This window comes from uncultured Tateyamaria sp., assembly GCF_947494755.1.
Lineage (GTDB): Bacteria > Pseudomonadota > Alphaproteobacteria > Rhodobacterales > Rhodobacteraceae > Tateyamaria.
The window spans coordinates 131,591-153,416 of record NZ_CANLVZ010000004.1 but is presented as its reverse complement, the minus strand read 5'-3'; the positions used below and the strand labels follow the sequence as shown (position 1 = coordinate 153,416).

Here is a 21,826-nt window from a genome sequence, read left to right as displayed (position 1 = left end):
CATGATGCGCTTTTTGTTTGCCGAAAGGCCAGTGCGATAACGGGTGCTATTTCGCCCCGTTCATCATCGCAGCCATCGCCTGATGGAATTCGGCATAGGTCTTGAACGTACGGTCCGCCTTTCTCAACTGCTCTTGCGCTGCTTTGAGCGCGCTCGCCGTCGACATCCGCTCTTCCTTTGCGTAGTCGAGCTTGCTGTATTGCGGGAAGGCACCTGTCAGCTCTTTGAAGATCTTCGGCAAACTGTTCTTCAGATTTTGCGCATGGATCGGCACATTGTACTTTTTCTGAAGCGAGACGAGACCTTTTTCAAACCGTGACAGAAGTTCCGGGGCCACTTAGCCGGAGCCATCCAACTGCCCGTCCAGCGCCGCCGTCAGTTTCTTGAGATCCACGGTGGCAAGGCTGACATCCTTTTGAATGCTCTCACAGGCTTTGGTCACTTTGCGCGCCTGTGTGTCCAGCTTTTCCAGTTCTTTCAGCACCAGTCCTCGTGTCTTGTCGCGCTCGTCCTTGAACTTTGCAAACTCCTTGGCCTCGTCCTTTTTTGCCTGCTCTTTGCGGGCTTCGACCTTGTCGGCATTCTTGATCAGCGTGACGGCGACCGCTTCGAGCCTGCGGATTTCCTTCATATATGCGGCGCACAGCTGTTTCGTGTGCGATTGGAGCTTGGTGCATTTTTACTCCGCCTTGCCCATCGCCTCGTAGAGTTTGCCATAGGTTTCCACGATGGCCTCCATTTCCATCATGCTGGCATTTGATGGATCGCCCGAGGGCGGAATGTTGTAGGCTTTCAGCTTGTTCATCATCTTGGCGACGCCACTGCCTGAACAAAAGCCGGAGCGGTGATCTTGCCAGAACTTCGCGGTGAAGCCCTTCTTGGGAATATCCTTGATCATCGATTTGGTGTTTTTGTCGTCAAGCGTTGGCATGGCTGCGGATGTATCCCTCGTGTTTCGTTTTTTCTTTGGTGTAGTGATCCGGGGGCCCGTCACAATGTCAGGCGACCCCGTTCCCAATTATTCTTGGCCGAAAAAGCCATTTTTTGGGCGCGTTTCGTCAAGGCTAGAATCGGGGCCGGCTGAGTGCCTCAACGTAAAGTGCTGTCAGACCTTGGCCCGGTTCAACATCCCGAACAGATCGCGCGGATCATCCGGGTCGGCCAGCAGATCCAACGGATGGAAGAACGCCGTCCCCTCGATCCGGTCCCGCACAAAGCGCAAGGCGGAAAAATCCTCGATGGCAAAGCCGACGCTGTCGAAAATGGTGATCTGCTTGTCGGATGTGCGGCCCGCACGCCGCCCTGCCAGCACTTCCCAGATTTCGGTCACCGGGTGGTCGTCGGCCAGTTGCTGAATATCACCCTCGATCCGGGTCTGGGGCGGGTATTCGACAAAGATGTCGCCGCGTTCCAGAATGGCGGGTGCGATTTCGGTCTTGCCGGGGCAGTCCCCGCCGATGGCGTTGATGTGCACGCCCGCGCCGACCATGTTGTCGGTCAGGATCGTGGCATAGGCCTTGTCGGCAGTGCACGTGGTGAGGATCTGCGCGCCCTCGATGGCGTCTTCGGCGCTGGTACAGGACGTCACATGCAAGCCCGTACCCGCGAGGTTCGCCGCACATTTCGCCGTGGCGGCGGGGTCGATATCATAAAGCCGCACGTGGGTGATGCCCCCAATCGCCATCATCGCGAGGCTTTGGAATTCGGACTGCGCGCCGTTGCCGATCATCGCCATGATCGTCGCCCCCTTGGGCGCGAGTGTCTTGGCCACAAGGGCCGAGGTTGCGGCGGTGCGCAGCGCTGTCAGCATCGTCATTTCGGTCAGCAGCACGGGGTATCCCGTCTCCACATCCGCAAGCAGGCCAAAGGCCGTCACGGTCTGCAACCCCTCGACGGTGTTCTTGGGATGCCCGTTGACGTATTTGAACCCGTAGGTTTCCCCGTCCGAGGTCGGCATCAACTCGATCACCCCTTCGGCGGAGTGGCTGGCGACGCGCGGGGTCTTGTCGAACCGCTCCCACCGGGAAAAGTCGTCGGCGATGTAGTCGGCGAGGCCGCGCAGCATCTCTGGCAGGCCCACGTGGTGGATCAGTTGCATCATGTTGTCGACAGACACGAAGGGCACGAGGGCCTTGTCGGAGGGGGATAGCATCAAGCGGCTCCTTCAATATGCGCGGGTGGGGCGGTCGAAAATGCGGCGGCCAAAGGCCGAGGCGGTCAGATCCACCATGGCCTGCGCCGTGCGTCCGCGCTCATCCAGAAACGGGTTCAACTCGACCAGATCAAGCGAGGTGAGAAGGCCGCTGTCGCAGATCATCTCCATCACCAGATGCCCTTCGCGCATGGTGGCTCCGCCGGGAACGGTGGTGCCAACGGCGGGGGCGATGGAGGGGTCGAGGAAATCCACATCAAGCGAGACATGCAGCATCCCGTTGTCCTCTTTCACCCGCTCTAGAAAGGCGGCGAGGGGCTTGGCGATGCCGTGTTCGTCGATATGGCGCATGTCGATATAGGCCACATCGGTGTCTTGCAGGGCCGCACGTTCGGCCGCATCGACCGAGCGCAGGCCGATCATCGCGATCCGCTCATGCGGGATGGGGTGGGCGACCTCGGGAAAGCCGTCGAACCCGTCGCGGCCCGTCAAATAGCCCATTGGCGTGCCATGCAGGTTGCCGGAGTCGGTGGTGGCGGGCGTGTGGTAATCGGTATGCGCATCGAGCCACAACACGAACAGCGGGCGGTTCTGGTCTGCCGCGTGCGCCGCGACCCCGTGGACGGTGCCCAGGGCCAGCGCGTGGTCGCCGCCCATAAAGATCGGCAGGGAAGTGGCGCAGACGGTGCGGGCGGCCTCGGACAAGGCTTGCGTCCAGGCAATCGTTTCCTCGAGCGCGTGCAGGCGGTCATGCGGTTTGCCCTCGAACGGGGCTGGGGTCACGTTACCCGCATCGCTCACCTTGTGACCCAGATCGCGCAGCGCCGTATCCAGCCCGGCCGTGCGATAGGCATCGGGGCCCATGAGGCAGCCGCGGCGCCTCTTGCCGCTGTCCATCGGAACGCCGATCAGGGTGATGTCAGTTTGGGTCATGAATGCCTCCGCTTTGATTGTCCTTGATATCTGCGCGATATGTGCCATGGACAAGACTACAAATTGATCATATTGGACGGTCATTAATCAAATTGGACATTCAAGATGGACGAAACGGACGCCCGCCTGATCGCAGCTCTGCGCCATGATGCGCGTGCCAGCCTGTCGGACCTGTCCCAGAGCCTCGGGCTGTCGCGCGCCACGGTGCGCAGCCGCATCGACAAGCTGCGGGCGCGGGGCGATATCCTTGGCTTCAGCGTTGTGCTGCGCGAGGATACGCTGCGTGACCCGGTGCGGGGGCTGATGATGATCGGGATCGAAGGGCGCGGCACCGAGCGGATCATTCGCCAGCTTCAAGGCATGAGCGAATTGCGCGCGGTCTATTCCACCAACGGGCGGTGGGATGTGATTGTCGAGATCGGCACGGACACGCTGGAACGTTTCGATGCGGTTCTGTTCCGTATCCGCGCCCTTGACGGTGTGGTGGCGAGCGAGACGTCGCTGCTGCTGTCGACCCGCAAATCCGCCTAGCGGGCGCGCAGGGCGGCGATCCAGAAACCGGCCAATACAAGTGACAGCACCATGTTCCAGCCCGCCATGCTGAGGCCTGCGACCTGCCAGGCGATCTCGTCACAGCGGATCAAGGGCGCAGCCATGATCTGGTCGAACAGCGCATCCGCGTCCACCCCACCGACGGCACCGGAGGAACAGGAGGTCGGACCCTGCCACCAGCCTTGCTCGACCCCGACATGATAGCCGCCGATGGCTGCGGTGGTCAGCGCCGCAAGTGCGCCAAGGGCCAGCAGCGCGGGCAACGGCACGAAAAGTGCGATGGCACCGATCAGCACAGCAACGGCATGCGGATAGCGCTGCCAGATGCACATCTTGCACGGCGCATAACCCAAAGCCTGAAAGAAGAACGCGCCCGCCAGCAACGAGGCGGAGCCGAGGACGGCGGCGGCGATCAAGCGTGTGCGTGTTGTGAGGGTCATAGTCCGATCCATGTCTTGATGAGGCTTACCAGTGTCGCACCCGCAAAAAGCAGCGTGCCGATCCACGCAATGCCAAGGATCGAGCCGACAATCACGAGGATGCCATCACGTTGCAGCAGCCCCATGGCAACGATCACGACGGCCAGCCCGGGGACGGAGTTCGTGCCGGGCAGGGGCACGAGGATCGAGGCGCTGAACAGCACGAGGCAGAGGCCGACGATGCGGTCCATCGGGGCAAGGGTCAGCGCGGCGAGCCGGGGACGACTAACCGCTTCAATCCGTTTCAGCCAAGGTGCCGCGCGGCGCGACAGCGTCTCAAGCCCTTGGGCCGAAACGGTGCGCGCGGCCAATTTCGCAGGCAACCACGGGACGCGCCGGCCCGCCAGAATTTGGAAGGACACGAACATCAGCGGCAGCGCCACGATCTGAGGCAGGCCATAGAGAAAGGGGATGCAGCAGGGCAGGGCGAGGATCAGCAGGAACAGCCCAAAGGCGCGCTCGTGCAATTGCGTGAGGATCCAATCCAACGATACGACCTCACCCGTCGCATCTGCGGCCAGATGCGCGAGGCGATCCGAGATTGCCATGTCGTGGGGCGCGAAAGCCATAATCCTGCACCTTTGCCTGCGGTTGGCCTGCGGTATCAAATCGGGTGCCGGTGTGCCAGTGGCAGCGCAGGGGAAATGGCGCGCAACGGGTGTGCGGCAGGTCCGCCGCGCGGGGCGCAAAAAATCTGGGTCCACAGGCATAAGGACGGCTTGCCCATGTGCTGGTCACGGTGTAGGTGATCCTGCGAGGCCCAAGTGGCGGAATGGTAGACGCAGGGGATTCAAAATCCCCCGCCTTTGCGGGCGTGCCGGTTCGAGTCCGGCCTTGGGTACCAGCCTCACCAAATTGTCTGCGATACAGACCGACGTGCTGCGCGCTGTATGACGGGCTGAATGCATGCGATCACATTCTCGATGTTCCCGTATAGGTTGGGCTAAATCCCGCTTAGGTAGTATTTTGGCATTGACTTCTGCACAGGCCGATTCGCGAAATGAGGCGGTGATGTGGCAAAACTTGCATCAGTTTGAGTTAAATTTTGGCATTGATCATAAATCGAGAACACAATCTGGCGAGTTTATGGCGCAGATCGGGGCAATACGGCGCCGCTTGATTGTTTCAGCCTTGGAAACGGGGCGTTGCGCAGTTGATCGGGCAAAATTCCGCTTACCCCCTTGCTTTGTTGGAAAATGTGCGATTCCGCGCCGGTGAATAAATTTAACATAAGCGAGAAATCGCTACCGACGGTTGCGCATTGTGTCCATCTGCTGCCGTATGGTGATGTTGACGTGCTGAAAATGACGCCGTTTTTCGGACATTTTTTCCTTTTTTTGAAGCTTCCCTGAACGTAAGACGACATTGCCCAACTGGGGGGCGATGTCTGAGGTCACGGGGGCGGCCGCACAAAACGTACCGAAAGGTGCGAAGAGTGTGTTCGCTGCGTTGCTAGTCAATGCAAGCCAAAACAAGCGCGCTGATGTGAGCTCAGCGCCGGATGGTTTTGCGTGAACGTCATTCTTCCTCTCCTTGTTCGTGCGTGTGTGCTGGCCGCCCAGAATGCCGCCACATCGCTTTTCGTGGGTAACGAGTGAGTGAAAGATGGAATGCGTTGTGAACCAGATGTTGCAGCAGAAGATGCAAACCGCCAGCCAAGCCAATGCGCTTGCGAGGCCTGGCATGGTCACCAATCCCTCTCGTCTTTCTGTAATTTACCCGGCCGCGTTGCGCGCCGTAAGCAACAACGCCTAGGAGATCCGCGCCATGACAAAATTTATTGATTTCAACAACCTCGCCGCTGGCACAGTGGTTGATAACGAGTTTTCCAGCCAAGGTGTGACAATCTCGGCGGTGGGCGGGTCCAACCAGGCGATGATTTTCGACACCGCCAACCCCACCGGGGGCGACAATGATTTGGCCACGACCAACCTGAACGGCGCGCTGATTATTTCCGAAGATGGCGACAGCAGCGACCCCGACGACAACGCCGGCGGCGGCACCTTCAAATTCGTATTCGACACGCCCGCAGATGTGAACCGGCTGACCTTCCTCGATATCGAAGAGACGGCGACAGTCACGTTTTTCGGTGCCAATGGGCAGGTAATCACAACAGTTGAGGTCGACCCCACAGGCAATAACAACCAGTTGATCCAGGACTTCGACGTCTCCGGCGTGGCCCGGATGGATGTCACGCTGCACGGCTCGGGTGCGATCGATAACCTCGTCTTTGATGACAGCGGTCTGGACGGCGTGGTCGAGGGTGACAATGACGCGAACCTGATCGACGGGGCCTATGATGAGGACCCCGAGGGCGACTGCATTGACGCCAATGACCAGATCCTGCCCGGCGAAGGCCCCAATGACGATATCGTGGACGCCTTTGGCGGCGACGATACGGTGGTGTCTGGTGCGGCGAACGACGAAGTCTATGCCGGGTCCGGCGATGACAGCGTGCAAGGTGGTGCGGGCGACGACCTGATCTTTGGCGACAGCAATTATGACGGCCCCAATGCGGGCGTGAGCGTGCGCGAAAGCTTTGAGTGGAACGAGTCCGGCTTTGCCAATGGCCAGGCCATTGGCGACTTCACGCAGAACACCGGCAATGTTGAGGTCTCATTCTCGACCCTGTCGCAATCGGGCCCATCGGTCAGCAAGCTGCTCGGGTCCGAGCAAAACGTCGCCAACATTGACGATGATGGCATGGCCGTGGACGCCAACAGCTCGCTCGACAACGTGCTGAACGGCAGCGGCAACTCGACAGACTACCAATTCGATTTCTCGGCCGCTGTCGAGGATGTGTCTTTCCGCATCAATGATGTTGACGGTGACGGTGTTGTGCGCGTCAAAGCCTTTGATGCAAATGGTGTGCAGATCGCGGTCAACCTTGAGGGAGGCGACCGGCTGACCCTGCTCGACACCGACGGTGTTGAGGGCAATGACACGGCCGACAGCAACGGCGGCTATCTGCTGGACACAAGCTCGGAATACTCGGTGCTGGTCAGCATCGCAGGCCCCGTGTCCCGGATCGTGATCGAACATGATCAGAACGGTGTGAACAACTCGGGCATCAACATCACGGACATCTATTTCGATGCGCAACTGGTGGACGATGGCCTGCCGGGCAATGACACGCTGATCGGTGACGCCGGTGACGACACCATCTTTGGTGAAGAGGGCGACGATTTGCTGCGCGGCGGCTCGGGCGAAGACAGCCTGGTGGGCGGCGCAGGCTCTGACCGGCTCGAAGGCGGTGCGGATGACGACGTACTTGATGGTGGCGCGGCACGTGACACACTGGTGGGCGGCGGCGGCGACGACACCGCCTTTGGCGGTGCCGGAAACGACGAAATCTGGATGGGCTCGGGCAATGACTCCGTTGACGGCGGCACTGGCAACGACTGGATCCATGGCCAGACCGGTGATGATACGCTGAACGGCGAGGCCGGCAATGACATGGTGTTTGGTGAGGACGGCGATGACGTCCTGACAGGCGGTGCCGGTAACGACACATTGTCGGGCGGTGCCGATGCCGACACCATCTTTGGCGGTGCGGGCGACGTGGTTGACGGTGGCGCGGGCGGCTTCAACGCCAACCCCGATCAGAACACCGACCTCGACGTGCTGGACCTGACCGGCCAGGGCCCCTTCTTCCTTGATAGCGTGACGCCCGACGCCAACGGCAATGGGATCAACGGCACAGTGGTCTTCGTTGACGGCGACGGCAATCCGAACGGTCTGACCCTGACCTTTACCGAGATCGAAGAAGTGATCGGCGACGAGATCAACCGCGGCCCAGACGCCGTGGACGACACAGCGACGGTCGAAGAAGACGGCACTGTCGATATCTCGGTTCTGGCCAATGACACAGACCCAGATGGCGATGACCTGCGCATCACCGATGCAAGCTCGCCCGATGGCGAGGTGACGATCAACCCTGATGGGACGATCACGTTCTCACCAAACGAGAACTTCAACGGGCCGACCACCATCACCTACACAGTGACGGACGATCAGGGCGGCGAAGACACCGCGACTGTAACGGTCGATGTCACTCCGGTGAACGATGCACCCGATGCGGTCAACGACGCGACCACCACCGATGAGGACACACCTGTCACCATCGATGTGCTCGCCAATGACACGGATGTGGACGGCGACGCTCTGACGATCACGGGGGCTTCGGTGCCTGCGGATCAGGGCACCGTCGACATTGTGGACAACCAGTTGCTGTTCACCCCGGCCCAGGATTTCAACGGCGATGCGACGATTTCCTATTCCATCGAAGACGGCAACGGGGGCACTGACACCGCCGAGGCCATCGTCAATGTGACGCCGGTCAACGATGATCCGGTGGCCGTCGACGATATCGCCGAAACCCTGGAAGACGAGCCTGTAATCATCGACCTGATCGGCAACGACACGGATGTGGACGGCGATCCGCTGACCATCGGCTCCGTCTCGGTCCCTGCCGAGCAGGGCGAGGTCGTTGACAACGGCGACGGCACGGTGACCTTTAAGCCTGCGCCCAATTTTAACGGGCCAGCGACCATCACCTATACCGTCGAGGACGGTCAGGGTGGTGAGGACGAAGGCCAGGCCACCGTCAATGTGGGCGCGGTCAATGATGGCCCCGTGGCCAATGACGACACCGAAACCACCGAAGAGGACACGCCCGTCACCATCGACGTGGTCGGCAACGACACCGACGACGATGGCGATGAGTTGACGGTGATCTCGGCGACAGTGCCCGCAGATCAGGGCACGGTCGAAATTGTGGACAACGAACTGCTGTTCAAACCTGCCGAAAACTTCAATGGCGAGGCGACCATCACCTACACCATCTCGGACGGGAACGGCGGCACGGATACAGCGAATGCTGTGGTTGATGTGACCCCTGTGAACGACGATCCGGTGGCCAATGATGACACGGCAACGGTTGAGGAAGACGGCTCTGTCACCATTCCGGTCCTCGACAACGACACGGATGTGGACGGCGATCCGCTGCGGGTGACCGACGCGACCTCGCCCGATGGCGAAGTGACCATCAACGACGATGGCACCATCACCTTCGAGCCGAACGAGAACTTCAACGGACCCACCACCATCACCTACACGGTGACGGACGATCAGGGCGGCGAAGACACGGCCACCGTTGATGTGAACGTGACCGCAGGCAATGACGGTCCTGTTGCCAATGATGACGAGGATGTCGCGAACGAAGACGGCCCCGCCATCGACATCGACCTGACAGCCAACGACACCGATCTTGATGGCGACGACCTGGAAATCCAGAGCATCGACACCACCGGTACACTCGGGTCCGTTTCGGTGAACCCGGACAACGACTCCGTGTCCTATGACGCTAACGGAGCCTTCGAAAGCCTTGGCGTGGGTGAAACCGCAACCGACACGTTTACCTATGTGGTCGAGGACGGCAACGGCGGCACCGACACGGCGACCGTGACCGTCACAGTGGAAGGTGCCAATGACGGCCCGACTGCCAATGACGACACGTCCGACACGGACTTTGACACGCCCGTCACCTTTGACGTGCTGGCCAACGACACCGACCCGGACACCAATGACGTGCTCTCCATCACCGGGGCGACTTCGCCTGACGGGGATGTGGTCGACAATGGCGATGGCACGCTGACCTTCACGCCCACACCGGGCTTTGAAGGCCCGGCCGAGGTCACCTACACGATTTCGGACGGCAACGGCGGCACCGATGAAGGCGTCTGGACCGTCAACGTGGCCGAACAGCCGCTGGATGGGATCGTGTCGGGCACCGACGATGGCGAGTTGATCGACGAAGATTACATGGACGATCCGCAAGGTGACATGGTCGACAACGGCGACAACATCTTCTCCAACGACCCCGAAGACGAAGACGATGACATCATCGAAGCAGGCGGCGGCAACGACACGGTCGAAGCTGGCGACGGCGACGATGAGGTCGACGGCGGGACCGGCGACGACGTGATCAACGGCGGCGACGGCAATGACACCGTTGACGGCGGCGAAGGCAATGACGTGATCGACACCGGCAACGGCGATCTGGCACCTGACCTTGGCTTCCCCAATGACGATGGCACGCCTGCACCCGGCTTCCCCTTCGGCTTTGCGGCCGACGCGGACCCCGAAGACGACCGGGATTCGGTTGACGGCGGTGCGGGTAACGACACCATCTCGACCGGAGATGACCGCGACACCATCACAGGTGGCTCGGGCAACGATGTCATCGACGGCGGCATCGACGATGACCGGATCACCGGCGATGAAGGCGACGACCGGATCGTCGGCGGCGAGGGCAACGACTTGATCGAAGGCGGTATCGGCAACGACACCATCTTTGCAGGCAACGACCCCGACCTGGGCCTCGACCAGCTCAACATCGAGGATGATGGGTCGAACCCGCTGTTCCCTGCGGATCCACGTCCCGACAACGGCATCGACACTGTGTTTGGCGGTGACGGCGACGACGTGATCTTTGGCGCGGACGACACCGACTTCCTGTTCGGGGATGCAGGCAACGACACCATTGACGGCGAAATCGACGATGACCTGATCGATGGCGGCACCGGCAATGACAGCCTTTTGGGTGGCCAGGGCAACGACACCGTTGCAGGTGGTGACGGCGACGACACTATCGATGGCGGCATCGGTGACGATGACCTGCTTGGCGGCGCGGACGCGGACACGTTTGTGAATGTGAACGCAGGCGACGTGGTCGACGGCAACGAAGAGGTCACCGACGGCGTTGATTTCGACACGCTCGATCTGAGCGGCTCAGCACCAGAGGGTGGTTCGCTTCAGGTGATCTTTGACGATCTGAACCCTGAAAACGGCGTTGTACGCTACCGCGATGCGGATGGTGAGGACGCGGGCGAACTGGTGTTCTCCAACATCGAGAATGTCATCCCGTGCTTTACGCCCGGAACGCTGATCGCAACGCCAACAGGTGAACGTCGCGTCGAGGACCTGGCTGTCGGTGATCGGGTGATCACCCGCGACAATGGCATCCAGGAAATCTGCTGGGTCGGTCAACGCGCAATGTCTGGCGCGGATTTTGCCAACGCGGCGCATCTGCGGCCCGTGTTGATCCAGAAAGGTGCCTTGGGCAACGGTCTGCCGGAGCGTGACATGCTTGTCTCGCCCCAGCACCGGGTGCTGATGGCCAGCGACCAGACGGCGCTGTACTTCGATGAGACCGAAGTGCTCGTAGCGGCCAAACACCTGACGGCCATGGAGGGGATCGACGTGGTGGACGTGTCGGACACGACCTATATCCACGTGATGTTCGACCAGCACGAGGTGATCTTGTCGGATGGGGCATGGACCGAAAGCTTCCAGCCCGGCGATCAGACGCTGGCCTCGATGGGCGATGCGCAACGGGCCGAAATTCTGGAACTGTTCCCCGAGTTGGAAACAGAGACCGGGATCAAGGCCTATGCCGCAGCGCGCCGCAGCCTGAAAAAACACGAAGCGCGGCTCCTGACCTGAGGTCGCGCGCTTCGTGCATCGCTAGGATCTGTGCAGCATTTTCCGCATGATTCGCGGAAAACGTGAGAGACGGGGCAGGGGGCTGCGCCCGTCTCTTGTCGTCAGTAGGCCCTAAAATGACCTATTGTTTCGCAAATGGGGGCGTTATTGACCTCAATGTGGCTAGAAAGTGCCTTTTTCGGGGCCAAGTTTACCATCTCGTTAATTTTCCCCCTGAATTCCACGTCGATTTGAATTAAATCACACTCCAGCGTGTTGATGTCTTGGGGATGGTCAGCCGCAGACCATCACGTGCGATTGAAGTCAGGGGTTTTCTGCCATGCCAGTGTTCAATGGGACATCAAACAACGACACCCTTCAAGGGGGTGCGGATAACGACACAATCAACGCATTTGGTGGACAGGATCTGGCCTCGGGCGAGGGCGGTGACGACAGCATTTTGGGCGGCGGTGGCAATGACACCCTGTTTGGCGATGCGGGCACGGGCACGGCGCCGGGCAATAACGCGACCCCGCTTGTCATCGACATCAATAATCTGGTCACCCCGGATAATGCCGACAACAACGCAGTAGCCGGGCAATCGGCTGTCTACCGCAATGTCGCGCAGCTTGAGGACGGCACGCAGGTCTCGGCCCGCATCATCCTGGTGTCCAAATCCGACCCGTTTCTGACGGTTGACCTGTCTGGTGGCAACGGCTCGGAAATTCTGATGAACGGCAATGGGCCGGGCGATACAGCCGATTTCCGGATGGAATTTTTCATCCCCGACAGCCCGAATGCAACGACCGGCACCCCGATCGCGCTGAATTCGGTGGCCACCATCAACGACCTTGATCGCAACAGTGTGGGCGACCGCGAGGCGGTGACGATCAACACCAGCAGCTTTACCGCATTTGGCGTCAGCGGCGACACCTCGCTGAATGTGACGACCGGCCCGGGCACCATCACAGCGGCGGGCGGCGAGCAGAACAACCCGTCCGATCAGGATGCGTGGTTCTCGGCGCAATTTGAAAATCGCGAGTTTCTGGAATTCACGCTGGAAGCGCGCACAACAAATTCCGGTTTTTCGTTCTCAGGCGATTTGATCGATGACGCTGTTGTGACGCCCATCGAGGCGGGCAATGACACAATTGATGGCGGCAGCGGGCAGGACCAGATTTTCGGGCAGGGCGGCAATGACAGCCTGCTTGGCGGACGGGGTGACGACACGCTTGACGGCGGCGAAGGCGATGACACGCTTGAGGGCGGCCAAGGTCAGGACCTGCTTGATGGCGGCGCGGGCGCGGACTTCCTCGCGGGCGGGAAGGGGGATGACACCCTGCTTGGCGGCGACGGTGAGGACGTGCTGCAAGTCGGCCCCGACAATGATCTTGCCGAAGGCGGGTTTGGATCGGATCGCTTTACCTTAGATGGTCTGGGGAATTCCACCATCATCGGCGGTGAGGATGCGGATGGCTCCGACATCGATATTCTGGACCTGACCGGTGTGCGCGCCAACGTGATCCAGAGCGGCCCGGAATCCGGCACCGTGGAACTGCTGGATGAAAACGGCAACGTGGCCCGCACCGTCACCTACTCCGAGATCGAGCAGATCATCATCTGCTTCACCCCCGGCACCCGCATCGCCACCCAAAAGGGCGAAGTCGCTGTCGAGAATTTGCGCCCCGGTGACAAGGTATTTACCCGCGACAATGGCGTTCAGGCGCTGCGTTGGGTGGGTCGTCGTGATCTTGGCGCAGCGGACATGCGCGCACACCGTGATTACCAGCCTGTGCTGATCCGCAAGGGGGCGTTGGGCAGGGGCCTGCCTGAACGCGACATGATGGTCAGCCCGCAGCACCGGATGCTTGTCACCTCCGATCTGGCGGCTGTCATGTTTGATGAGCGCGAAGTGCTGATCGCGGCCAAGCATCTGACCGGCCTTGATGGCATCGATCAGGTGCGCACCGACTCTGTCAGCTATCTGCACCTGATGTTCGATCAGCACGAAGTCGTGTTGGCGGATGGCGCATGGTCAGAAAGCTTCCAGCCCGGCGATCACTCGTTGCGTGGCATCGGAACCAAGCAGCGCGACGAGGTTTTGTCGCTGTTTCCCGAGTTGGAGACGCTGGCGGGTCTCGACAGCTATGGTGCGGCGCGTTTGTCACTTAAGCGGCACGAGGCCGAGATTATCGTGGATCGCCTCAAGTAGCATCCCGGGCCGCGCGCCATGCGGCCCACGCTTCGGGCGTGTCCAGATCGCGGCGCGCGCGGTCATCTGCGAAGGTCACGTGATGGACGCGATCCCCGAGGGCGCGGATGATGTCGCGCCCGCCATCGTCGCCTGTAATCCTTTGAAATTCAGGGAAAATCATCTGGTGGATCAGCATCGGGTGGCCACCTTTCCCGTCGGGCGTCGCGCCCCGCCAGATCAGCGCATCGGGGGCCACGTTACGTGCATCAAGGACGGCGCGCAGATCACTTTCGCCAATGTCGGGCAGATCGGGCAACAGCAGCAAGGTGTGGTTTGTGACGTCCTCAAGGCTGGCAAAGAGGGCGCGTAGGGTGTGCCCAAACCCGTCGCTCGCGTCCTGCACGGGGATCAATGTGGCGTCCAACCCCTCAAGCGCGTCGTAGCGGGGATGGGGGCCGAGTGGTAGGCCGATCCGCACATCACCGCTGATCGCCCGCGCCATGATCGCCTGACGGCGCAGCAACGCAACGCCATCCACCTCTTGCAGCAGCTTGTCCGCGCCGCGCATCCGCGAGGACGCGCCCGCAGCCGGGATCAGGATCGGTATCATGGGCAGGGGTATATCACCCCCGCATCCGCGCGCCATCCGCATCAAACAGCGGTGTGGTCACAACGCGCGCCGCGCGCATATGGCCAAGGATTTCGATCTCGATCGCGCGGCCCTCTTCGATTCTGTCGACGGGCAGGAACCCTTGGGCCACCGACAGCCCCGCATGATGGGAATAGCCGCCCGAGGTGCAGAAGCCCACCACCGTGCCATCCATCCAGATCGGTTCGTACCCTTGCACATCCGCATCCTCCGCTTCGACGATGAAGGCGCAGAGTTTGCGGGTCGGTCCATTGGCGCGCTCGGCCTCTGCCGCGGCACGTCCGATGAAATCGGTGTTCTTTTTCCACGAGATGAATCGATCGAGCCCCGTTTCCGCCGCCGTGTAGTCGGGCGAGAACTCAAGCAGCCAACCGCCAAAGAACTTGTCGAGCCGCAGCGACATCATCGCGCGCATCCCGAATGGGATCATGCCGTGAGGCTGGCCAGCCTCCCACAAAGTGGTCCACAACTGGCGTTGGGACAGCGGGTCGCAATAGATCTCGAACCCCAGATCGCCGGTATAACTGACGCGCTGCACGATGCAGTCGGTCATGCCCACCATGATCTGCCACACGTCAAGGAATTTCATGTCCGAGATGTCGGTGCGGGTGCAGCCCTGCAGAACCTCACGCGCGCGGGGGCCTGCGATCTGAAAGCCGGTGCGCTGGTCCGAGATGTTTTCGATGCGCATACCGTCCTCAGCCTTATTGTGGAAGTGGCGCATGTGCACGGCCTGCGCGCCGTAGGAGGCGGTCAGCTGAAAGTCGTCCTCGGACAGGCAGGACATGGTGAAATCCCCGATCAGCTTGCCCTTGGGCGACAGCATCGGTGTGAGAGAGATGCGTCCCTGAGCGGGCACGCGGCCCGCCATCACCCGGTCGAGCCATGCCCGCGCCCGCAGCCCGGTGACGCGATATTTGCCGAAATTATGCACTTCGTTGATGCCGACACCACTGCGTACCGCCTTGACCTCACGCGCGGTCGCCTCGAACGCGTCGGAGCGGCGGAAGGATGGCGTTTCATAGGTCGGCTCATCGCCTTGCGCGAAGTAGTTTGGCACCTCGAGCCCGTATTGCGCGCCCCAGACCGCACCCATGCCCGAAAAAGTGTCATACATCGGCGTCGTGCGGTTGGGCCGCGCGGCAGGCAGTTCCTCGTTCGGATAAGCCACGGAAAAGCGTTTCTGATAATTCTCGACCACCTTGGGGCGGGTATAGCCCGGGCTGATCCACGACCCGAACCGGGCCACGTCCATCGCCGTCACGTCCCGCTCGGGCTCGCCCTCGATCATCCATTGCGCCAGCATCAAGCCCACACCGCCGCCTTGGGAGAACCCGGCCATGACGCCGCAAGCCGACCAATAGTTGCGCAGGCCCGGGATCGGCCCCACCAGCGGGTTGCCATCGGGCGCAAAGGTGAAGGGGCCGTGGATCACCGACTTGATGCCCGCCGTTTCCAGCACAGGGAAGCGCTTGTAGGCGAAGGCAATCGACTCCTCGATCTTGTCGAAATCATCCGGCAGCAATTCGTGCCCGAAGTCCCACGGGGTGCCATCGACGGCCCATGGACGGCAGGGTTGCTCGTAAAATCCGATGCACAGCCCGCGCCCTTCCTGGCGCAGATAGCTTTCGCCCGCCGGGTCCATCACATGCGGATGTTCGCCGTCGCGGTTGTATATCTCGGCAATCTCGTCGGTAACGATGTACTGATGCTCCATCGGGTGCAGCGGCAGGTAAAGGCCCGCCATCGCCGCGACTTCGCGCGCCCAAAGCCCGCCGGCATTGACGATATGTTCGGCGTGGATGGTGCCCTTGTCGGTGACCACATCCCATGTACCATCGGCGCGCTGATTGGTTTCGACCACCTTGGTGTGGGTTTCAATCACCGCCCCGCCCATGCGTGCGGCCTTGGCATAGGCGTGGGTGGTGCCGGATGGATCAAGGTGGCCATCGAGCGGGTCATAAAGCGCGCCGATAATTCCGTCGGTGTTGGTGATCGGGGCGATGTCGCGGATTTCATCTGGCGTCACGATCTCGGTCTCAAGCCCCATAAAGCGATGCTTGGCCCGCTCGGCTAGCAGCATGTCGAACCGATCCCGGTTGTCGGCCAAGGTAACGCCGCCCACATGGTGCAGCCCGCAGGAGAGGCCCGTGATCTCCTCCAACTCTTTGTAAAGACGGATGGTATAGCCCTGAAGGGCAGCCATATTGGTATCGCCATTGAGCGTGTGAAAGCCGCCCGCAGCGTGCCACGTGGAACCCGAGGTCAATTCGGAGCGTTCCACCAGCATGACATCCGACCAGCCCAGTTTCGTCAGGTGGTACAACACGGATGCGCCGACAACGCCGCCTCCGATCACGACAACACGGGTGGTGGTCTTCATATCCTATGGCTCCTTGACGCTGACAGGTGCACACTATGTGTGACACTCGGGCAGGAGCGCAAAAAAGCGACCTTGGATGTCGATAACAAACCATTCGAGGGCGCGATGGGACCGTTGATTTCGAAATTTGGAGCGTGGCAACGTCTGGTCTGGCGTTTGGGCAAGGAGCTTCTGGCCCAGTTATGGGTGAGGGTGCTGTTTGTGGGGGCGATGGCGGTTGTGGCGCTTGGCGTGGCGTCCCTGCTGGGGCCGACCCTGCCGGACGAGGTGTCGGGCTATGTCAGCGGTAAGGCGGCGGATCGGCTCTTGTCGATCATTGCGGGCGCGATGCTTGCGGTCACCACCTTTTCGCTGACTGTAATGGTCACGGTCTATCGCAACTCGTCCTCGCAGTTCACGCCGCGGGTGCATCGGCTGATCATGCAGGACCCGACCACACAGAACACGCTCGCCAGCTTCATCGGGGCCTATGTCTATGCGCTGGTGGGGATCATCCTGCGCGAGTTGCAGATATTCTCGGATGACCGGGCGCTTGTGCTGTTCGTGATGACGGTGCTGGTGCTGATCTATGTGGTGTGGTCGCTGGTGCGGTGGGTGCTGCATTTGCAGACCTTCGGCAGCCTGATGGACACCACCCGCCAGATTGAGAAGATCACGCGCGCGCAGTTCAAGGAACGGCTGAAGACGCCCTGCCTCGGGGCCAACCCGTGGACGGACGAGACCGAGTTGCCCGAAGACTGCGAGAGCATCCGCGCGCCCGAAACGGGCTATGTGCAGCATTTCTATCACGAATCCCTCGACGACAAGGCGCGTGAGCAGGGCTTTGACCTCTATATGGCCGTGAACCCCGGCAAGTTTGTGATGGAGGGGGATGTGATCGCCTATGGCCACCGAGCACGCGACCGTGAAGAGGGGTGCGAGGACGGCGATATGACCGAGATCGTGCAGGCCCATTTCAAATTCGGCGATGTGCGCACCTACAATCAGGATCCGCGCTTTGGGCTGATGGTGTTGGGCGAGGTTGCATCAAAAGCCCTGTCGCCGGGCATCAATGATCCGGGCACGGCCATCGACGTCATCACCCGCTCGGCCCGTATTCTGTCGGACTATCAGGACGAAACCAAGTCGGACGCCGAGGTCGAATATCCCCGCCTGTGGGTCCGCCCGCTGAGCCCCAATGACCTGATCGAGGATGCGTTTGGCGCACTGGCGCGGGATGGCGCGGGCGTGATCGAAGTGCAGCAACGCCTGCAATCGGCCCTGGGGCGGCTGATCGAACATCCCTCGCCGGATATGGGGCGGGCCGCTTTTGTGGCCGCAGGGCTGGAGTTCCGCCGTGCCCGCGCTGCGCTGACCTTCGAGCCGGATGTGGACCGGTTGCGCAGATCCACTGCCTATTCCGTGCTGGACGCGCTTGACAGCGAAGATGCGGATGACCCGTTGCAGGATGATCACGGCGTGCAGGACGCGGACTGACCCGCAAGCGCTGCAACTTGTCGCTGAGAGGATAGTTTTGTCGTCCAGAGGGCAAGCCGCGCGGCGGCGGAAGTCACAAGGTGGGTGGTGCAAACGAGACCAAAGGCACGAGACCCATGAAAACCCACGCACAGGCTGTCGTGATCGGCGGCGGCGTTATCGGCTGTTCGATTCTCTATCACCTGACCAAACTGGGCTGGACGGACGTGATCCTGCTGGAACGGGATGAGTTGACCTCAGGCTCCACATGGCATGCGGCGGCCAACATTCACGGGCTGCATGACAGCACCAACATCAGCCGTATTCAGCACTATACCATGGGCCTTTACAAAGAGCTTGAACAGGAAACCGGGCAGGGCTGCGGCGTGTTCCAGCCCGGCTCGCTCTATCTCGCGCAGACCGAAGCGCGCGCGCATCAACTGCGCCTGCAAGCGGCCAAGGCGAAACTCTATGGCATGAATTTTCACGAGGTGGACCGCGCCGAGGCGGAGCGCCTGCACCCGCTGGTCGATTATGACGGCATCCGCTGCATCATGTGGGAACCCGAAGGCGGCAATGTGGACCCGTCGGGTGTGACCAACGCCTATGCCACCGGAGCGCGCCAGAACGGGGCCGAGATTGTGCGGTTCTGCCCGGTCACGGGCACCGAACAGCAGCCTGATGGGACATGGATCGTGCGCACCGAAAAGGGTGATATCGCAACGCCTTGGGTGGTGAATGCCGCCGGGCTGTGGGGGCGTGAGGTGGCGGCACTGGCCGGGATCACGCTGCCGTTGCAGCCGACCGAGCACCAGTATTTCGTGACCGAGACGATCCCCGAGATCGCGGGAATGGACCGTCGCCTGCCATCCGTGGCGGATCGTGACGGAGAATACTACCTGCGCCAAGAAGGGCGGGGCCTGCTCGTCGGGGCCTATGAGAAAGACTATCGGTTCTGGGCCGAGAACGGCACGCCGCAGGGCTTTGGGCATGAGCTGTTCGCCGATGATCTGGAGCGCATCGAGGACAACATGATGCGCGCTATCGACCGGGTGCCTGTGGTCGGTACGGCAGGCATCAAACGGGTGATCAACGGGCCGATGATCTGGTCGCCCGATTCCAATGTCCTCTTTGGCCCCGTGCCGGAACTGACGGGTTATTTCTGCTGCAACGGGATCATTCCCGGCTTTTCCCAATCAGGCGGCATGGGCTTGCTTGCGGCGCAGTGGATCATTGAGGGCGAGACGAAATACGACATGTTCGCTTGGGATATGGCGCGCTTTGGGTCATGGGCGGGCAAGGCGTTCACCAAGGCCCGCGTGGGCGATCAATATGCCAACCGCTTCAAGATCCACTTTCCAAACGAGGAACGCAGTGCAGGGCGCCCCGTGCGCACGCGCCCCATCTACGAAATGCAGCGCGATATGGGTGCGGTCATGGGGCTGAACTATGGGTGGGAACACCCCTTATGGTTTGCGGATGCACCCGGCGTTGAGGACACCGACGGGTTCACCCGCCAGAACTGGTGGGGGCCGGTGGGCGCGGAATGCCGGATGCTGCGCGAGCGCGGCGGGATCATCGATATCTCGAACTTCGCGAAATACGAATGTACAGGGCCGGGGGCCGAGGACTGGCTGAACGCGGTTTTCGCCAATCGCATGCCAAAGGCAGTCGGGCGGTCCTGCCTCACGCCCTTGATCAGCAAACGCGGTGGCATTGCGGGCGATTTCACTGTGACCCGCATCGCCGACGACACCTTCTGGATCATCGGGTCGGGCATGGCGGAACGCTATCACCAGCGGTTCTTCAAACAGGTGCCCTTGCCGGACGGCACCATATTCATCTCTCATACGGACGCGATGTGCGGTTTTAACGTCGCCGGACCGCTGGCCCGTGATCTGTTGCAGCGCATGACCAATGCCTCGCTGGCAACGACCGATTTCCCCTTCATGCGCTCCGCCATGATCGAGCTTGCCGGGGTCAAGGCACTGGCTCTGCGCGTGTCGTTCACGGGCGATCTGGGATGGGAACTGCACTGCGCGCAAGCCGATCAACATCGGCTTTACGAGGCACTGATCGAAGCGGGGCGCGACATGGGTATCGGCCCCGTGGGCAGCCGCGCGTTGATGAGCCTGCGCATCGAGAAGGGTTATGGATCATGGAGCCGGGAATACAGCCCCGAATATTGGCCCCAAGAGGTTGGTCTGGATCGGCTGATCAAGATGGACAAGGACTTTCTGAACAAGGAGGCCGTGCGCGACGTGATGCAGCAACCTGCACGCGAATCGCTGGTGGTTTTGCAATTGGATGATGCGGATACCGCCGCCTCTGGTGCGGATGCCACGGGTGGCGAGCCAATCTTTTTTGAGGGCAAGGGGGTGGGTCGGGTCACATCCGGGGCCTACGGCTACAGCGTGAATCAAAGCCTCGCCCTGGGATTTGTGTCCGGGCCAAAAGCGGGCGATCAGGTCGAGGTGATGGTGCTGGGACAGCCCCATAAGGCAACTATACTTGACGCTCCGCCCTTTGATCCGGCGGGTGCGCGGTTGCGCGCCTAAGGGCTGCAAGTTGAAAAAAACGGGGTGCGGCTTGGCGTGACGGCACTTTGGACACAGGCCTGTTTACTGACATCACGTCGGTCGTCGCACCGCACCCCCGTCAGGCCATATTGACACATTTACTCTATTTAGCGTCACATGCTAGAGACCCTGCATGTTGCGAACGGATGATTGCCGCGAAGTGCACGTTTATGTCTCCAATGGCAGCGTGGCACATTTCACGATACGTGAAATGCATGAGCTATATACGTCATGGCAACTCTGGGTTCTGATCTGCGTCGGCTTCATGATCATGACCACTGGCCACCCGGTGACATTGCCCCAATTTGACAGTTTCGGGTTGCGGCTGGCGTTTTGGTGCATCGCGCTGGCTTTCTATCTGGTGACGTCGACCTCCTATTCCCTGGTTGCGCAATGGATCTGGGACCGCACGATTGGCGGGCCGATCCCGTTGATCTTGCTGTCGACACCATTGGTTCTGGCGGCGACCTACCTGACCTCGGCCCTCCTGACCGTGATGTTCGAGCCCGGCCGCCCGGCATTTTACAGCATGACCTGGCAGATGAACCTGCGGAATGTGTTCGTGGCGCATGTGTTTGAAACGGTTGCGTTGCTGTGGTTGCTGCCTGCACAACGGGCACAACGCGCCGATCAAAATACGGCGCGCAGCGTGACACTGGCGGGTCGGCGCTTTGTTTTGGCACGGATCAGACGTGTCAAAGGGGCCGAACACTATCTCGAGGTCTACTGCGCCGATGGCAAAGAGGTGATCCGCGAACGCATGGTCACCTTTCTGGAGCAGGTCGGGCCGGGCGACGGCATTCAGACCCACCGCTCACATTGGGTTGCCAGCGACAGCGCACTTGATCTGACCGGCAGCAAATTGCGTCTGCGCGACGGGGAAATCGTGCCCGTGGCGCGGGGACGGCTAGAGGATGTGCGCCTTTGGCTCGCAGGCCAAACCAGCTCCGAAGAATTGGCCTAGG

Annotated in this window: 16 protein-coding genes and 1 tRNA gene; 7 read left to right on the top strand and 10 right to left on the bottom strand. The window is 60.9% G+C overall.

Annotation, left to right across the window (positions count from 1 at the left end; translation table 11 throughout):
- Positions 1-46: 46 nt before the first annotated feature.
- The 5 genes from Q0908_RS06700 to rocF all read right to left on the bottom strand — a co-directional run bounded on the left by Q0908_RS06700 (position 47) and on the right by rocF (position 3,085).
- The gene (locus tag Q0908_RS06700; RefSeq protein WP_299282110.1) at positions 47-337 is read right to left on the bottom strand and encodes a hypothetical protein; all 291 of its coding nucleotides are present in this window, start codon (positions 335-337) and stop codon (positions 47-49) included.
- Positions 338-631, bottom strand: coding sequence for a hypothetical protein (locus tag Q0908_RS06695; RefSeq protein WP_299282108.1), 294 nt, complete (start codon positions 629-631; stop codon positions 338-340).
- A 48-nt stretch (positions 632-679) separates the two neighbouring features.
- A complete protein-coding gene (locus Q0908_RS06690) occupies positions 680-931 on the bottom strand; it encodes a hypothetical protein (RefSeq protein ID WP_299282106.1) in 252 nt (83 codons plus the stop codon).
- A gap of 174 nt (positions 932-1,105) precedes the next feature.
- Positions 1,106-2,152 carry an ornithine cyclodeaminase gene (locus Q0908_RS06685; RefSeq protein WP_299282104.1) on the bottom strand — a complete coding sequence of 349 codons (1,047 nt, stop codon included), beginning with the start codon at positions 2,150-2,152 and terminating at the stop codon, positions 1,106-1,108.
- Positions 2,153-2,164: 12 nt separating this feature from the next.
- Positions 2,165-3,085 (bottom strand): arginase, encoded by a 921-nt coding sequence (gene rocF / locus Q0908_RS06680; RefSeq protein WP_299282102.1) that lies wholly within the window; start codon positions 3,083-3,085, stop codon positions 2,165-2,167.
- 105 nt (positions 3,086-3,190) lie between these two features.
- Between rocF and Q0908_RS06675 the strand changes: the two genes are divergently transcribed.
- Complete coding sequence (locus tag Q0908_RS06675) at positions 3,191-3,616, top strand: Lrp/AsnC family transcriptional regulator (protein WP_299282100.1); 426 nt, start codon at positions 3,191-3,193, stop codon at positions 3,614-3,616.
- Here the strand turns inward: Q0908_RS06675 and Q0908_RS06670 are convergent.
- Both Q0908_RS06670 and Q0908_RS06665 read right to left on the bottom strand, forming a co-directional pair.
- Positions 3,613-4,077 carry a disulfide bond formation protein B gene (locus Q0908_RS06670; protein WP_299282098.1) on the bottom strand — a complete coding sequence of 155 codons (465 nt, stop codon included), beginning with the start codon at positions 4,075-4,077 and terminating at the stop codon, positions 3,613-3,615. The two genes, Q0908_RS06675 and Q0908_RS06670, sit on opposite strands and share 4 nt — an antisense overlap.
- The gene (locus tag Q0908_RS06665; RefSeq protein ID WP_299282096.1) at positions 4,074-4,685 is read right to left on the bottom strand and encodes an exopolysaccharide biosynthesis protein; all 612 of its coding nucleotides are present in this window, start codon (positions 4,683-4,685) and stop codon (positions 4,074-4,076) included. Before Q0908_RS06665 ends, Q0908_RS06670 begins: the two co-directional genes overlap by 4 nt.
- Before the next feature lie 189 nt (positions 4,686-4,874).
- Here Q0908_RS06665 and Q0908_RS06660 point away from each other — a divergent pair.
- Positions 4,875-4,960, top strand: a tRNA-Leu gene (locus Q0908_RS06660).
- Positions 4,961-5,360: 400 nt separating this feature from the next.
- Here Q0908_RS06660 and Q0908_RS06655 read toward each other — a convergent pair.
- Complete coding sequence (locus Q0908_RS06655) at positions 5,361-5,801, bottom strand: hypothetical protein (protein ID WP_299282095.1); 441 nt, start codon at positions 5,799-5,801, stop codon at positions 5,361-5,363.
- Positions 5,802-5,883: 82 nt separating this feature from the next.
- Between Q0908_RS06655 and Q0908_RS06650 the strand changes: the two genes are divergently transcribed.
- On the top strand, positions 5,884-11,622 hold the full coding sequence (locus Q0908_RS06650; protein WP_299282093.1) for a tandem-95 repeat protein: 5,739 nt from the start codon (positions 5,884-5,886) through the stop codon (positions 11,620-11,622).
- Positions 11,623-11,941: 319 nt separating this feature from the next.
- Positions 11,942-13,813 carry a Hint domain-containing protein gene (locus Q0908_RS06645; RefSeq protein ID WP_299282092.1) on the top strand — a complete coding sequence of 624 codons (1,872 nt, stop codon included), beginning with the start codon at positions 11,942-11,944 and terminating at the stop codon, positions 13,811-13,813.
- Here the strand turns inward: Q0908_RS06645 and Q0908_RS06640 are convergent.
- Both Q0908_RS06640 and Q0908_RS06635 read right to left on the bottom strand, forming a co-directional pair.
- Complete coding sequence (locus Q0908_RS06640) at positions 13,806-14,405, bottom strand: NTP transferase domain-containing protein (RefSeq protein ID WP_299282090.1); 600 nt, start codon at positions 14,403-14,405, stop codon at positions 13,806-13,808. The genes Q0908_RS06645 and Q0908_RS06640 overlap by 8 nt on opposite strands.
- Positions 14,406-14,418: 13 nt before the next feature.
- Positions 14,419-16,827: an FAD-dependent oxidoreductase gene (locus Q0908_RS06635; RefSeq protein WP_299282088.1), complete on the bottom strand. Its 2,409-nt coding sequence runs from the start codon at positions 16,825-16,827 to the stop codon at positions 14,419-14,421.
- A gap of 105 nt (positions 16,828-16,932) precedes the next feature.
- Here Q0908_RS06635 and Q0908_RS06630 point away from each other — a divergent pair, with 105 nt between their 5' ends.
- From Q0908_RS06630 to Q0908_RS06620, 3 genes are all read left to right on the top strand, one after another.
- Positions 16,933-18,303: a DUF2254 domain-containing protein gene (locus Q0908_RS06630; RefSeq protein ID WP_299282086.1), complete on the top strand. Its 1,371-nt coding sequence runs from the start codon at positions 16,933-16,935 to the stop codon at positions 18,301-18,303.
- A gap of 116 nt (positions 18,304-18,419) precedes the next feature.
- Complete coding sequence (locus Q0908_RS06625; RefSeq protein ID WP_299282084.1) at positions 18,420-20,840, top strand: FAD-dependent oxidoreductase; 2,421 nt, start codon at positions 18,420-18,422, stop codon at positions 20,838-20,840.
- Positions 20,841-20,994: 154 nt separating this feature from the next.
- Positions 20,995-21,825 carry a LytTR family DNA-binding domain-containing protein gene (locus Q0908_RS06620; protein WP_299282082.1) on the top strand — a complete coding sequence of 277 codons (831 nt, stop codon included), beginning with the start codon at positions 20,995-20,997 and terminating at the stop codon, positions 21,823-21,825.
- Position 21,826 lies beyond the last annotated feature (1 nt).